Source organism: Lysinibacillus sphaericus, from assembly GCF_001629735.1.
In the GTDB taxonomy this organism is placed as follows: Bacteria; Bacillota; Bacilli; order Bacillales_A; family Planococcaceae; genus Lysinibacillus; species Lysinibacillus pinottii.
The window spans coordinates 1,480,570-1,493,983 of record NZ_CP015224.1 but is presented as its reverse complement, the minus strand read 5'-3'; the positions used below and the strand labels follow the sequence as shown (position 1 = coordinate 1,493,983).

General features: G+C 38.1%; 12 protein-coding genes. 7 read left to right on the top strand and 5 right to left on the bottom strand.

Annotated elements, in window-relative coordinates; translation table 11 throughout:
• Positions 1-218: 218 nt before the first annotated feature.
• The 3 genes from A2J09_RS07295 to A2J09_RS07285 are packed head-to-tail and all read left to right on the top strand — an operon-like array spanning position 219 to position 3,988.
• Positions 219-1,739 (top strand): spore germination protein, encoded by a 1,521-nt coding sequence (locus A2J09_RS07295; RefSeq protein WP_012294488.1) that lies wholly within the window; start codon positions 219-221, stop codon positions 1,737-1,739.
• A gap of 16 nt (positions 1,740-1,755) precedes the next feature.
• Complete coding sequence (locus A2J09_RS07290) at positions 1,756-2,877, top strand: GerAB/ArcD/ProY family transporter (protein WP_012294487.1); 1,122 nt, start codon at positions 1,756-1,758, stop codon at positions 2,875-2,877.
• Positions 2,864-3,988 carry a Ger(x)C family spore germination protein gene (locus A2J09_RS07285; protein WP_036161681.1) on the top strand — a complete coding sequence of 375 codons (1,125 nt, stop codon included), beginning with the start codon at positions 2,864-2,866 and terminating at the stop codon, positions 3,986-3,988. The genes A2J09_RS07290 and A2J09_RS07285 overlap by 14 nt, the downstream gene beginning before the upstream one ends.
• A 1-nt stretch (position 3,989) precedes the next feature.
• Here the strand turns inward: A2J09_RS07285 and A2J09_RS07280 are convergent, their stop codons facing one another.
• From A2J09_RS07280 to A2J09_RS07260, 5 genes are all read right to left on the bottom strand, one after another.
• Positions 3,990-4,943 (bottom strand): nucleoside hydrolase, encoded by a 954-nt coding sequence (locus A2J09_RS07280; RefSeq protein WP_012294485.1) that lies wholly within the window; start codon positions 4,941-4,943, stop codon positions 3,990-3,992.
• A gap of 150 nt (positions 4,944-5,093) precedes the next feature.
• Entirely contained in the window at positions 5,094-8,264 is a 3,171-nt protein-coding gene (locus tag A2J09_RS07275; protein WP_012294484.1) for an ATP-binding cassette domain-containing protein, read from the bottom strand.
• Positions 8,265-8,396: 132 nt separating this feature from the next.
• Positions 8,397-8,807, bottom strand: coding sequence for an SRPBCC family protein (locus A2J09_RS07270; protein WP_012294483.1), 411 nt, complete (start codon positions 8,805-8,807; stop codon positions 8,397-8,399).
• Positions 8,804-9,130, bottom strand: a complete 327-nt coding sequence (locus A2J09_RS07265; RefSeq protein WP_031415897.1) for an ArsR/SmtB family transcription factor — start codon at positions 9,128-9,130, stop codon at positions 8,804-8,806. Before A2J09_RS07265 ends, A2J09_RS07270 begins: the two co-directional genes overlap by 4 nt.
• A 238-nt stretch (positions 9,131-9,368) precedes the next feature.
• Entirely contained in the window at positions 9,369-10,055 is a 687-nt protein-coding gene (locus A2J09_RS07260; RefSeq protein ID WP_031415896.1) for a Dph6-related ATP pyrophosphatase, read from the bottom strand.
• A gap of 187 nt (positions 10,056-10,242) precedes the next feature.
• Between A2J09_RS07260 and A2J09_RS07255 the strand changes: the two genes are divergently transcribed.
• The 4 genes from A2J09_RS07255 to A2J09_RS07240 all read left to right on the top strand — a co-directional run bounded on the left by A2J09_RS07255 (position 10,243) and on the right by A2J09_RS07240 (position 13,346).
• Positions 10,243-10,740, top strand: coding sequence for an NUDIX hydrolase (locus A2J09_RS07255; RefSeq protein ID WP_036161679.1), 498 nt, complete (start codon positions 10,243-10,245; stop codon positions 10,738-10,740).
• A 4-nt stretch (positions 10,741-10,744) separates the two neighbouring features.
• Positions 10,745-11,143, top strand: coding sequence for an HAD family hydrolase (locus A2J09_RS07250; protein WP_012294479.1), 399 nt, complete (start codon positions 10,745-10,747; stop codon positions 11,141-11,143).
• A gap of 435 nt (positions 11,144-11,578) precedes the next feature.
• Positions 11,579-12,184: an IS607 family transposase gene (locus A2J09_RS07245; RefSeq protein WP_036161677.1), complete on the top strand. Its 606-nt coding sequence runs from the start codon at positions 11,579-11,581 to the stop codon at positions 12,182-12,184.
• Positions 12,177-13,346 (top strand): RNA-guided endonuclease InsQ/TnpB family protein, encoded by a 1,170-nt coding sequence (locus A2J09_RS07240; RefSeq protein WP_012294477.1) that lies wholly within the window; start codon positions 12,177-12,179, stop codon positions 13,344-13,346. The genes A2J09_RS07245 and A2J09_RS07240 overlap by 8 nt, the downstream gene beginning before the upstream one ends.
• Positions 13,347-13,414 lie beyond the last annotated feature (68 nt).

Here is a 13,414-nt window from a genome sequence, read left to right as displayed (position 1 = left end):
TTTAAATCGCGATAATAAGTTTTAGCATAAATGTCTAATTTCCCTTCTGTTTTTAAGAATACTCTAATCTTACCACTTTCTGCTAAATGCTGTCTAGATGAATTCCCTGATGTATCGACCATGTTAGTTAGACTGAAAAAGAATAGTATAAGTATAGAATATCCTGCAAATGTTCAATCTATAAAGAAGTTAACCATGAAGGGAGCCTACAATTCAGCATGAAATTTAAACTAGCTTTCAACAAAAAACAACTACCCTCCGTTGAACAGCCACCAAAAGAAAATCTTGTAAGGGTCGCCCCGACAACTGATCATTTTATTCAGTCGATTCAAAATGCAACGAATAACCCAGCTGATTTAATAATGAAGGCCATCCCACATAATATTACGCTTATTTATATAGATAATTTAGTCGATAATCAGACATTGAACAATGACATTATTGCAAATTTGCTCAATAATCCTCAAGAAACACTAGAAGGCATTGAGGCAAGTCTTTCTATCCCCGAAATTGTAAAATCCAATCTACTACAGGAAACAGTAGAATCGATGGTCAATGGATCTGTCGTTATTCATATAGACGGCTGCTCCCAAGTTCTTATTGGCAATATCGCTACGCGAGAATCCCGATCATTATCGGCACCAGAAAATGAATCACAGGTCATTGGAACACAGGTTGGGTTTAATGAAAGCTTAACTACAAATATTTCTTTAATCCGTCGCTACATAGTAAGTCCTAACCTTTGTAATGAAAAACTGAAAATCGGCACGCGTACCAATACCTCTGTCTCACTGCTATATATGAATGGCATTGCTAATGTGCAAATGGTCCATACAATGCGCCAACGAATAACGGATTTATATGTCGATGAGCTACTTGATAGTGCCGTTTTGGCAGAAATGATTGATGATAATTCATTGTCAGTATTCCCTCAAATGCTGCTAACGGAAAGGCCAGATAGATTTTGTGATGCGTTATTAGATGGAAAAATAGGTGTTTTAGTTGATGGTAGCTCGATGGCTATTATTTGCCCGCAAGCCTTTACGGAATTTTTTCAAAGCCAGGAAGATCAAAACTTAAGATGGCAAATTGCTACCTTTCTTCGTTTATTACGACTATCTGCCTTCTTTTTATCCGTCTATTTAACACCCTTTTACGTGGCGGCTTTAACCTTTCATTACGAGGTCATTCCACAAGCCTTTTTAGTGCCATTAAGTGAGTCCAGAGCCTTAGTTCCTTTCCCACCTATATTCGAAGCGTTATTATTAGAGTTTATTATTGAATTACTACGAGAAGCTGGGGCAAGACTACCAACAAAAATTGGACAAACCATCGGTATCGTTGGCGGTATCGTAATAGGTACAGCAGCCGTACAGGCAGGTATTACGAGTAATATTTTATTGATTATCATTGCTTTAAGTGCTCTCGCTTCCTTCACTTCTCCGAGTTATATGATGGGCAACGTGATTCGTTTGATTCGTTTCCCCATCATTATCCTTGCAGGCTTTTGGGGTTTTTATGGCATTATGCTAGCTTTTTGTTTTATTCTTATTCATCTTTTACGTCAATCAAGTTTGGGTGCTCCGTATTTGTCTCCTTTCTATCCACCAAGGTTGAAAGAAATGCGGGATAGTATTATCAGAATGCCTATTCCTTATACAGCGAAAAGACCTGCGTTAACAAGACCAAAAGACACCAATAAATTCGAGCCTGAGCCAATAAAACCGGAAAAAAGTTGAACTGAAGGTGAAATAAATGAACAATCCTACACAACTTAACCCAAAAGAGATGATTAACGCTTATTTGCTCTTTTTTGTCGTGCACAGCGCTCAAATTGGGGTCGGTATACAGGGATTTCAACGCATTATCTATCAAGATGCAAGGCAGGATGCATGGATTTCAGTTCTGATAGCAGGCATTGCCACCCATATAGTCACATTTTGCATGATTAAAACATTAGACATATACGGCTCCCATGATTTATATGGCATCCAACAAGATATTTTTGGAAAATGGATGGGCAATTTTTTAAATGCGTTGTATGTTACTTATTGCTCTGTCGCCTTTTTTTCTGTTTTGCGAAATTATATTGAAGTGATTCACGCATGGATTTTCCCTAGTATTGGGACATGGTTTCTGTCCGCTACGTTATTAGTCATTATTATTTATGCCTTTACAGGTGGGCTTCGAGTAATAGTCGGTGTATCCTTTTTCAGTATCATACTTTCCTTATGGATACTACCCATGCTAGCTTTTCCAATAAAGTATGCCTCAGCGGAAAGTTTATTTCCTATTTTAGAAAACGACATTCGCTCCATTTTAAAGGGCGCCCATTCCATGACCTTTACCATTATCGGCTTCGAAATCTTAAATGTTATTTATCCCTTTGTAAAAGACAAAAAAAATATTCGCAAGCCCGTTCATTTAGGATTATTGTTTACGACATTGATTTATCTAGTAGTCATGATGGTGTCCATTGCTTATTACAGTGAGGGAAAATTACTAAAAACCATTTGGGCAACATTGACATTGTTTAGCTTTATCAGCTTCCCTTTTATAGAACGTTTTGAATTTATAGCCGTTTGTTTTTGGATGCTCATTATTATACCGAATTTATGTCTGTATTTATGGGCCGCATATCGCGGAGCCATTCGATTAGTCAAAATACGCGCCACGACATTTGTTTGGCTTTTTTCCTTCATCGTTTTCATTTTCACAATGATCATTCAAACCCGTACAGAAATCAATACGATTAACACCTTATTTGGCAATATAGCATTTTATGTTATTTTTATTTACCCTATTTTATTATGGATCTTGGCTATATTAAAAAAGAAGGTTTCATCAAAGAAGGTGACCAAAAATGAACAAGCTTAGATGCTCTTTTATTGTGCTGCTCTCATTGGTTTTTTTATATGGATGTGCTCAAACCAATGTTTTAGATAAAGTAGGATTAACCACATTAGTTGGCTACGATGTAGGGACAGAAAGCAAAATGGCTGCGACAGCTGTTATTCGTGAAGTCAATCCAGAGTTCCAAAGTAAAGTGGAAATTTTGACAACAGAAAATGACACAAGTAAAGGGAATCGAATGGAAGCGAACAGAAAGCTTTCAAAAAAAATAATGGTTGGTCAAATGAGGGTTATTTTGTTTGGTGAAGAATTGGCGAAAGAAGATTTACGTTATTATATTGATACTAGTCTAGAAAACGCCAGCATCAGCAACGGTATTTATATGGCCGTAGTGGAAGGTAAAGCAGCCCCATTTTTGAAATACGAATACCAAAATATTGAGGATATTGGTCAGCATGTTTTCAGATTAATCGAGCAAAATGTGAAACAGGAATATATGATTTCGGCGACTCTTCACCAGATTGCTCATGATTATTATTCCATTGGACAGGATTTAGCTATGCCTACCATCAAAAGAGATGGTGAATTTGTGGAGCTAAGTGGTGTAGCTCTCTTTAAAGGTGGCAAAATGGTTAGTACACTTCCTGCAAAGGATAGCTTTTATGTAAAAATTGTCAGAGATACGTTTAAAGTAGGTTTATATGAAACCATTTTGGAGCAAGAAGATATTCCTCCTAAATTACTCCATAAACCTGCGGATAAAATAACGGTCGCTTTCGACGCCATCCACTCGACAAGAGAGATGAAATTACTGGATGCAAAAACACCTGCGTTTGATTTAAACATTAAAATCAAATCAAGGGTATTAGAAGTATTTCCAGATATTAATCAGGGTGACCGAGACAGCGTGATTGCCCTTGAAAAAGCCATTGAAAAAAAATTGTCGAAGGAAATAGCAAGAGTCATTGCTCATAGTCAGAAAGTGGAATCCGATATTTTTGGCTTCGGGGAGAAATATAGAAGCGTTGTGAGATATTCCTATTTAACAAAGGACAAATGGCATGAAATGTATAAGGATATGAAAGTAAATGTAAATGTTGATTTTGTGGTCTTAAGAGACGGTGTTTTTGAATAATTTATAGCCAATCATGGCCGGCCATAATAGATATAAAGTGATGGAAGAATATATCATAGTGGATATCAAATGCAATGCGATGTCTTTTTTTACCACTATTTATATTTTCAAATGGTCGTGTTTCGGCAATGCTCTGCCCTCTAGCAGGTCCATCTAATTTATCAACAACCATCACAGGATATGACTCATAGATGAACATCTCAGGATAAATTGCTGCCATTAGCGTTAAAGCATCATGGACGGGGCTACCTAGTAGTGATGGGTCCCGTTCTTGATAAAATTTTGTATAGTATTCCATCAATGGTTTAAGGATTTTCGTCTTTCCAAATGAGTCTATATAATTAACCATTCCTGGTGTAACAATTGCCTTCTGTGTAGCATTCAATGGAATAATTGTGACATTTTTTGCATAGGTGAGCACAATATTAACCGCAAATGGATCCCCGTGAAAGTTTGCTTCCGCTACGGTCGTAACATTGCCCGGCACCCAAAACGCCCCACCCATAATATAAATTTCCTTCACATGTTGCATGAGCTGATTATAAAGAATAAACATGGTCGCTAAGGATGTAAGACGCCCAATATTGACAATGATTAGTTCATCATTCTTGTGTTTCTCGATAATATTAACAATTTCCAAAAAGTTTTCGGTTTTTATGTCATGATCTTCGTTCGGGATAATCGGACCAAGTCCATGTTCTCCATGTATTTCTGGATAATACGTTGGCTGTTCGCCGGTTAGTGGGATCTCTGCACCTAAAATAACGGGAATTCCCTCGGGAAAATCAAATAATTTCATAACATAATAAATATTAGCTACCGCATCCTTTCTTGATACATTGCCATAATCGGCAATTAACCCGACAATTTCGATTTCTTTGTGTAATCTTGCATAAATCAATGCTATCGTATCGTCGATGCCAATGTCACCGAATAACAATACTTTTTTCTTCAAACAAAGGCCTCCCTTGTACTGCCGATTTACCTATCCTTATAGTACGGTTCATACAACCAAGACGCCACTGATTGTTTACTTTTTTGGAAAAATTAGTGATACATAAAAAAACCCACTTGCAATTGGCAAATGGGCTTCGAACGTAGGATTTTAACGGTTCTGTTCAAGGTACTGATAAACCGCCATCATCTCTTGTTTATTTAACTCTCTAATACGATTGAAAATAGGAATTTTCCCCACTACCCCCAACTGGTTTCCTTCCTTTACAACATCACTGACCGTACCCGTTAGCCATGTATGCACGTCAATACCTTCGATAATTGCCTTTTGGCCCTCATCATTAATACCGGTTGCACCACAGCTGACGCATGGAACCGTTAATTTATAGACACCGTCATGTAGCCCTTCTTCCGTCAGAACCTTTTTCCCCTTACAGAATGGACATGGATGACTCCCTTTAACTTTATTGATTTGCGTCACAATTTTTTTGTAGCCTAAAGCTTCATAAACATACGTTAATTTTTTATATTGACCATTTGTAAAATATTGATCAATAATTGTGTCTCTCGTTTCATAAATAGAAGCGAAATCACAAATTGTAACCTCGTTTTTACGGCTGATGGAAGCAATATTATCTTTAATTTTATCCCAGAATGGCAATGTATTTTGTAGAACAATTTCATAGCCCACAAAGCTGGCAAGCTCTATTTCCAGCATTTTCAGTGCTACTTGCATTTCCCTTGGCAATAAAGAGACATCCTGTATGAGTGACATATCACTGCCTACAATCGCTTTGATTTTTTCAAGTGGTGGTAAATTGCCTACTATTTTGATGACCTCATCAATCGGTTGATGGATGATTTCTCGAATATCTATGTCACCAAAACGTAATTTCTTTTGGTGATTAAGAACCGAACCATGACAAATTGGGCAAGGGACCATCTTTCTTGTTTCCTTCATCTGCTCTTTGATAATGGATTTAGAAATGACGATATAACGGCCTATAATAAAATTGAAGCCTTCCCATTTTTTCGAGGATTTTGTTGCTTTATCATAAAATGACTTGTCCCAATAACCATATAAAAATGTATGCTTTTCTTCTTCTGTCATATCAGTATAGCTTTTACTAATATCTTGCCCCAGTTCATTTTGTATCTCTTCAAAAAGGAACGCCAATTTTGAATGCTGATAGTATTTTAGAACCTCCATCACATCTGGATGCAATAAGCCGTCCCAGAATGGCACTGTTTTATCTTGGATGACTACATCAAAATCGAATTCTTCTATTTGTAATCGACCTGAACAGCTCGGACAATGGTTTTCTTGGCTAAAGAAATCAAAGCTTCTTGTATCCTTATTGGTCGGATGGGCCGCGACAATATGATTGATAAGACCAGCTATTTCATATAAAAAGCTATATTGGCTGTATAAATGCCTCTCAAGATCAATCGCAATGACAGGGGCTATCTTATTCGATTCATATTCACCGTAAATGAGGCGGGCCATGGATGATAGGCTTTTTAAAATGCCACCTTTGTATATATTTTCTGCATTTTTAAAATAGCTAATTGGATGGTCTTGTAAATAATGAATACCCTTTTTCGATGCTAAAGTAGATGTGATTTGTAGGTCAGAGGTGCTTTTCGTAAGGTGCGGTTGTTTAAAATATGCTTCATGCTCCACTACATCAAGATGTGTCACTGGCCCCTGCTGTCTTTTACCAAAGTCAACGATATAATCAGAGCTTTCAAGCATGTAGGCATTATGCTCAATCATAACAATGGAAATCGAATCATCTTTCAGAATATCCCTCACACTATCAATAAATTGGTTTAATATATTTTGGGATAATCCTTTGGAAGGCTCGTCAAAAATAAACAGTGTGTGAGGATTTCGAGAATTGGCAAACAGCTCTGACACTAAATGCACACATTGAAATTCACCCGTGGATAGTGTTTGTGTTTTTCTTTCCAGCGTTAAATAGCCTAGGCCAAGTTTGATGAGCAAGCTTAACCGTTTATGAGCAATATCTTCCTTTGGGAGCTCCACGATAATATCTTCAATCGAGCGTTGAAAAATATCATCGATTTCCTCACTATATTTCGTTAACTTCTTTTTAATATCGAGAAATGTCGCAACAGTGGATCGACTTGTAATCGATTGATTTCGATCTTGCCCTACCATCACTAATTTATCTTTTGGGTAACGTTTTACAAAATCCTTTGCGATACACTCATTCACCAATGTTGATTTTCCACAGCCCGACTCTCCTGTGAAGGTGACAAGCTGATTTTGTGGAATTTCTATTTCGTCCATTTGGATATTGCGGCAATATAGGTCACGGAATTGATAGAAGGTCTTAGGTCTTACCTGACTTCGTTCCCAGTAAATGGGCTGTGGTCGAGGGGATTCTTCCACGATTTTTCCTCCGTATTTTCCACTACCTGGTCCAAAGTATAGATGTTTATCTGCTGTATTTAAAACTGTATCCGAATGATCAATTAGCCAAATTTGATTTTTAGAGCCTAGTCGTTGAATTTGCTCTAAAATTTTCAGGAGTGTGTCATGATCTAGACCTACAGAGATTTCATCAACAATAATCACTGTATTCTCACTCGTTGCCATAAACTCAGCCAAATACAGTCTTGTTAATTCTCCCCCTGATAATGTCCCCATAATGCGGTTTAATGTTAAATAACCAATATTCATTTGAAGAATATTTTGAAGAATATGTTGCTTCTCTTCACTAATCTTTAATTCCGTTGCTAAGGAATAGATCGTTTCCACACTTAATTGATGAATATCGGAAATACTATACAGTTCACCTCTTAATGGTAGCTGATGACGTTCTACCTCCTCACTGTAGCGCTTCCCCTGACATTTTTTACATTCAACATTTTTCGTCGTACCACGTCCTTTACATGTCGGACACCAGCCTAGCGCATTATTAAAGGAAAAAACTTCTGGAGATAATTGAAACTCTTCTGCTAAACGATCACGTATTTCCTTAAATACACCTGTATGCGTACCGATAGTTGAACGTGGATTTGTAGATATGGATGATTTCCCTAGAAAAAGAACTAATGGCATATCCTCCATTTTAATAGCACTAAAATTTGTTTCCATAATCGCAGGAAATAAATATTGATATTCAGCTTTAGGTAATAAAGAAACAAGACGCTTTTTGGACTCTTCCCCTATTGTTTGACAAAAGGTGGTTTTCCCTGACCCAGACAAGCCTGCAATGCCAAGGGATAAGTCTTCTGGTAAGTCGACATGTAAACGGTTAATATTATTAGCAATTAGTTGATAAATCTTCATTCTGTTTTCCTTCCGTGTTTACTATTTTCACAAGGATACTTTATTTACCTATGAAGAACGACCTTCCGAAAATGAAAGAACACAATTCATTTGAAGGAATTGCGCTCTTTTTCATAAAGGCTGATTCAATTACTAGGCTAATACTTTTTCGAGCTGACTACCCATGTTAGTCCAAGCGTATTTAGCGCCTTCAATTGCTCCTTGACGAGCTTTTGTTTCTTCACTAAATCCACCCTGATCGAGATGTAACTGAGTTGTACCATCAGTTGCTTGTGTCAAAGTCCACGTTACTGTTGTAGTTTCTCCTGCACTTCTCCATGTGTAAGATAGTTTATGAGGCTCTTCAATTTCAAGTACCTCACAATCGACAATGCCATCCCACCATTCGTTTGGCTCAGCACGGAATTGAAATTTATGACCTACAACCGGCTTAAAATCATTGTTCCAAATCCATTTTGCAAGTGTATCCGAATCCGTTAAGGCATGCCATACTTGCTCGATAGAACTTGTAAATTTAAAATCTAATGCTACATCTGGTTTCATTTGTCTTCCCCCAATAATAAATGTAATTTTGAAATTCTTGCTTTCCAAAAGTCTTCGTAAATCGATATCCAATCTTGTATTTCTTTCAACGGGGCGGCATTGAGCCTATATCTTGTTTCTCTACCCTCTTTTCGAGCGATCACAAGTCCTGCGTCTTTCAGAATCGTTAAATGCTTAGACACAGCAGTACGTCCCATTTCAAAATGAGCTGTTAATTCGTGCAGCGGTAACTCATCTGCCTTTGCTAATAAATTAATCAATTGGCGTCTTGTAGGGTCAGCAATGGCTACATACACATCACGCTCTTGATGATTATTATTCAAAACCACCACCCTTTCTAATTGGACACTAAATGGTGTCCTAATTATATGACACCGTTTAGTGTCTAGTCAATTATTATTTTGGACATTTTGTTATGGATTTTATACTTATAAATACAAAAAGCACAAAGGTGATCACCTTTGTGCTCATTTTTTATGATTGGTTTTGGATGTGATGCTTTTGTAACCTCATGCAGGATACGCCATTAAACAGGCATCCATCGTTGTGATTAGGTTATGTTTAAGCAAGTTCTAATGGTAAAAATGCATATTCCCCATCTCGAATAATAGAACATTTACGAACCTTGATGGGATATCGGAAAAGAGGTCCATCCAAAACTGTCGTATGGAATTCTCCCCCTTCTCCGCAAGGGTCAATATTACGCTCTTCCAGCTCTTTGATATAATCAGGGGTAAGTATTCGTCCTAAATCCTCTTCTGTCATCCCTAACGATAAATTCACTGTCACCACTATCGTGACAAACCCTAAGTGAATAAATTCATCAACAGCATCCCGATGATTCATCTCCCATAATGGCATGCCAAGCTTTAATCCAACCTTCTTCGTAACCTCATCATGCCAGCAGCCGTGCTGAGGCATATCTAAATCACCCGTAACTAACACCTCTGCCCCTTGATTTCTCGCATTTTTTAAAAGATCGATAAATACATGTTCATATTCCGTCCAACTAGCAGCAGCTGTATACACTGGCAATCCAATAGAAACGGCTTGAGCCTGTATAAGCTCAGGTGGCATACCGTGAGATCGAGAGCGCTTCCCTTCCTCCTCCAGCATGACAATGAGACCAATTGCTCGCCCAACCTGTGATGCTTTATATAAAGCTAAAACACTATCCTTTCCCCCACTGAATGAAGCGATGAATGGATGATTACGCGCATTATTTTTCCAGCCAGTTGTTTCTGTCATTTCTATTTCTCCTTTTAAACTGACTTTCTTTGTAATTTTTTTGAGACCTATACAACCTTATATCGCATTGCATAGTCAAGTTCCTTGATTTAAGGAAACCACCCTTTTATTTTATCACAATCATACGATGAGTCTGGATATTTATGTTAAGGTGTACTTAACGGTTGATGGGAAAAGGAGGAATGTTATGAGTGATTATGTAAAAGCACTAAGACAACAGGTTGGGACAATGCCCCTTATTTTAGTAGGCTCGACGGTGATTGTCTTTAATGAGGAGAAACAAATTCTTCTACAGCTACGCTCTGATATAAGAATGTGGGGGTTACCTGGTGGAGCGATGGAACCTGGCGAAAGCTTAGAGGATACAGCTAGACGTGAATTATTAGAGGAAACTGGGCTACAGACTTCCCAACTTCGTTTTATAACCATGCTATCTGGTCAACAGGACTATTATCTATACCCAAACGGAGATGAGGTTTATGGAGTAACCGCCGTCTTTATAGCTGAACAAATAGAGGGGCAGCTAACAATGCTTGACGATGAGAGTTTACAGCTAGCCTATTTTTCTTTAGATGCATTGCCATCTAATATGGTTAAGAAAGCGATAGATATTATCGATACCTTTTTATTAAAGGAAAACGTCACTGATTGGATGAAAGGTCGTGACTTAGTTGAACGGTTGTAAAGCTATGTTATTTGATTTAGATAACACCTTACTGAATCGAGATGAAGCAGTAGATAAATTATTTCTTAGGCTAGTAAAAATGTGTTATGTGGATGACGAGCATGCGATAAAAAATGAAATGCGACAAAAATTTAGGGAATATGATGAAAAATACTTTGGTAAAAGTGATAAAACGGATGTGGTAGCCTCTTTTTTTGATGACTTTCCGCCTCAATATGGCATGCCAAAACATGCTATTCAAGACTTTTGGAACCATCACTTTCCTCAATGCTTTTCTGTCAGTGAAGATACATTAACGATTATTCATCGGATAAAGCAGCAAATGAAAGTGGGTATTATCACAAACGGTAACAAATTCTTTATAAATTGTTACAAATTAAATAATGTTTGTAATGTTATATAGAAAGCCGTGCGTGTCGGTAAACGGCACGTAGCGAGGGTTAACTGCGGGCAATCCGTAAAGCTGGATGAACCACAACGTGGCATGAAAATGCGAGCGTGACGGTTACGAAAGTAAAAAAAATCATCTGGATGGCATAAGGTTAAATCCTAAGTGCTATGGAACAATCGGTCTTCCGCATCGACTCCCCTTTAAACTGGGGAACGTTCAACGACTATCCCGTATAGCTGACGGGAGTACATCACAAGCTTATGGTGGTGGAAAAATCCTCTACCCAAGGAATTGGGTAAACATATAGTCTGCGCTCATGTGAAAGCATGAGAAGTTCATAAGAGAACTGCTGTCAAAGTTGCGTTTGATAGTGAACGGTTAAAACTTTATAAAATAGTTGTGATATTTTAAGGTATTTGTGTGATGATTACTTTAGAGGTGATTGTAATGCAAAGATATTCGATAAGAAAATTCGCTGACCTTATTGATGTCAATCCTCAGACTTTGCGTAACTGGGATAAAGAAGGCAAGTTGAAACCCGCCTACGTGAACCCAGATACAGGCTATAGGTATTATTCAGAAGAACAATTACAAGAGCAACTCGGGAAGATAGCCGAGGAAAAGATTGTGGTTGGTTATTGCCGTGTCAGCTCCAAGAAGCAGCAAGCAGATTTGGAGCGACAGGTTCAGAACATGAAGACGTATCTGTTGGCGCAAGGAAAGCCTTTTAAAATCGTGACTGATATCGGAAGTGGTATCCATTACAACAAGAAAGGCTTAAATGAAGTGATTGATTTGGTAATGGATAAGAAAGTCTCTAAAATCGTTGTTCTTTACAAGGATAGGCTTGTCCGATTCGGCTACGAACTCATCAAAAACATTTGCGACAAGAACAATGTGAGCATCGAAATCATCGACCACAATGAGAAATCCGAACAGGAGGAAGTCGTTGAGGATTTGGTTCAGATTATCACAGTGTTCAGTTGCAAGCTCCAAGGGAAACGTTCCAAGAAAACTATGGAACTGATTAAGGAGCTGAAAAAAGATGATTAAAGCCATTAAAATCAAGCTCTATCCCACGAAAGAACAAGAGTCGATGTTATGGAAAACAGCCAACCACGCAAGGGGCGCTTGGAATGTTGGTCTTGGTTATATCAAAGACGAATACGAAAAAGGAAATAGCGTCTCCACAGCTCAGGCTAGGCAGATGATTACTGATGCCAAGAAATCCAATAATGATTATCTATGGCTAGGTGAAATCAGCGCTGACGCTTGGCGTAACGTATTCCAAGATATGACCAAGGCATTCAAGGTGTTTCGGGAAAACCTTAAAAAAGGAATCCCGTTCCCCGATGCAGGCTACCCTCAGTTCAAGAAAAAGTCCAAGTCAAAGCCTTCCTTCTATCATGATGAGCGTAAGCTGAAAGTCTACGGGAACAAGGTTTATCTCGAAAAGATAGGCTTCGTCAAGATGAAAGACGAAGGAAGACTGCCTCAAGGAAATTACAAAAAGGATAGAATCAAGGTCTCCAACGTCCGTGTCGGATACGATAACAAGAACTGGTATCTGACTTGTGGGATTGAAACCCCAGAAGAATACTGGACACCTAACCAAGATTTATCCATCGGTATTGACTTGGGAATTAAAGAACTGGCTGTTACCAACGTGGAAGGTTTGAGCTTCGACAACATCAACAAAAAACGTGAAGTCAAGCGTTTGGAGAAGAAGCATCGGCGGATGTCCCATAAAATCAGTAGAAAATACGAGGCAAACAAAGATGGCAAGAAGTTTGTGAAGACCCATAATATTTTAAAATTAGAGAGGCTTCGCAAGCGAGTAGACAGACGATTGACGAACATTAGGGACAATCACCTTCATCAAGCTACAAAGACGATTATCAAGCAAAAACCAAGCAAGATAGTCGTTGAAGACTTAAATGTCAAGGGCATGATGAAGAACAAACACTTGGCAAAATTGGTCGCAAATCAAAAGTTTTTCGAATTTAGAAGACAACTCGAATACAAAGCCAAATTTTATCTTGGTATTGATGTGACAGTGGCAGACAGATGGTTCCCATCGTCTAAAATGTGTTCTTGTTGCGGTCAAATTAAATCTGATTTGAAACTGAAAGACCGTGTTTACAGGTGCGATTGTGGATTGAAAATCGACCGTGATTTGAATGCTTCAATCAATTTAGCGAATTATTCAATCTAGGAAGCTTAACTCCAAACTAAATCCTAGATATGTACCGTGTGATGCACGGGAATTTAAGCCCTCGGAGA

Excerpts from the sequence above, each read along its gene's own strand:
- A2J09_RS07295 (WP_012294488.1), top strand. The coding sequence starts at position 219 with ATGAAATTTAAACTAGCTTTCAACAAAAAACAACTACCCTCCGTTGAA.
- A2J09_RS07290 (WP_012294487.1), top strand. The coding sequence starts at position 1,756 with ATGAACAATCCTACACAACTTAACCCAAAAGAGATGATTAACGCTTAT.
- A2J09_RS07285 (WP_036161681.1), top strand. The coding sequence starts at position 2,864 with ATGAACAAGCTTAGATGCTCTTTTATTGTGCTGCTCTCATTGGTTTTT.
- A2J09_RS07275 (WP_012294484.1), bottom strand. The coding sequence starts at position 8,264 with ATGAAGATTTATCAACTAATTGCTAATAATATTAACCGTTTACATGTC.
- A2J09_RS07270 (WP_012294483.1), bottom strand. The coding sequence starts at position 8,807 with ATGAAACCAGATGTAGCATTAGATTTTAAATTTACAAGTTCTATCGAG.
- A2J09_RS07260 (WP_031415896.1), bottom strand. The coding sequence starts at position 10,055 with ATGACAGAAACAACTGGCTGGAAAAATAATGCGCGTAATCATCCATTC.
- A2J09_RS07255 (WP_036161679.1), top strand. The coding sequence starts at position 10,243 with ATGAGTGATTATGTAAAAGCACTAAGACAACAGGTTGGGACAATGCCC.
- A2J09_RS07250 (WP_012294479.1), top strand. The coding sequence starts at position 10,745 with ATGTTATTTGATTTAGATAACACCTTACTGAATCGAGATGAAGCAGTA.
- A2J09_RS07245 (WP_036161677.1), top strand. The coding sequence starts at position 11,579 with ATGCAAAGATATTCGATAAGAAAATTCGCTGACCTTATTGATGTCAAT.
- A2J09_RS07240 (WP_012294477.1), top strand. The coding sequence starts at position 12,177 with ATGATTAAAGCCATTAAAATCAAGCTCTATCCCACGAAAGAACAAGAG.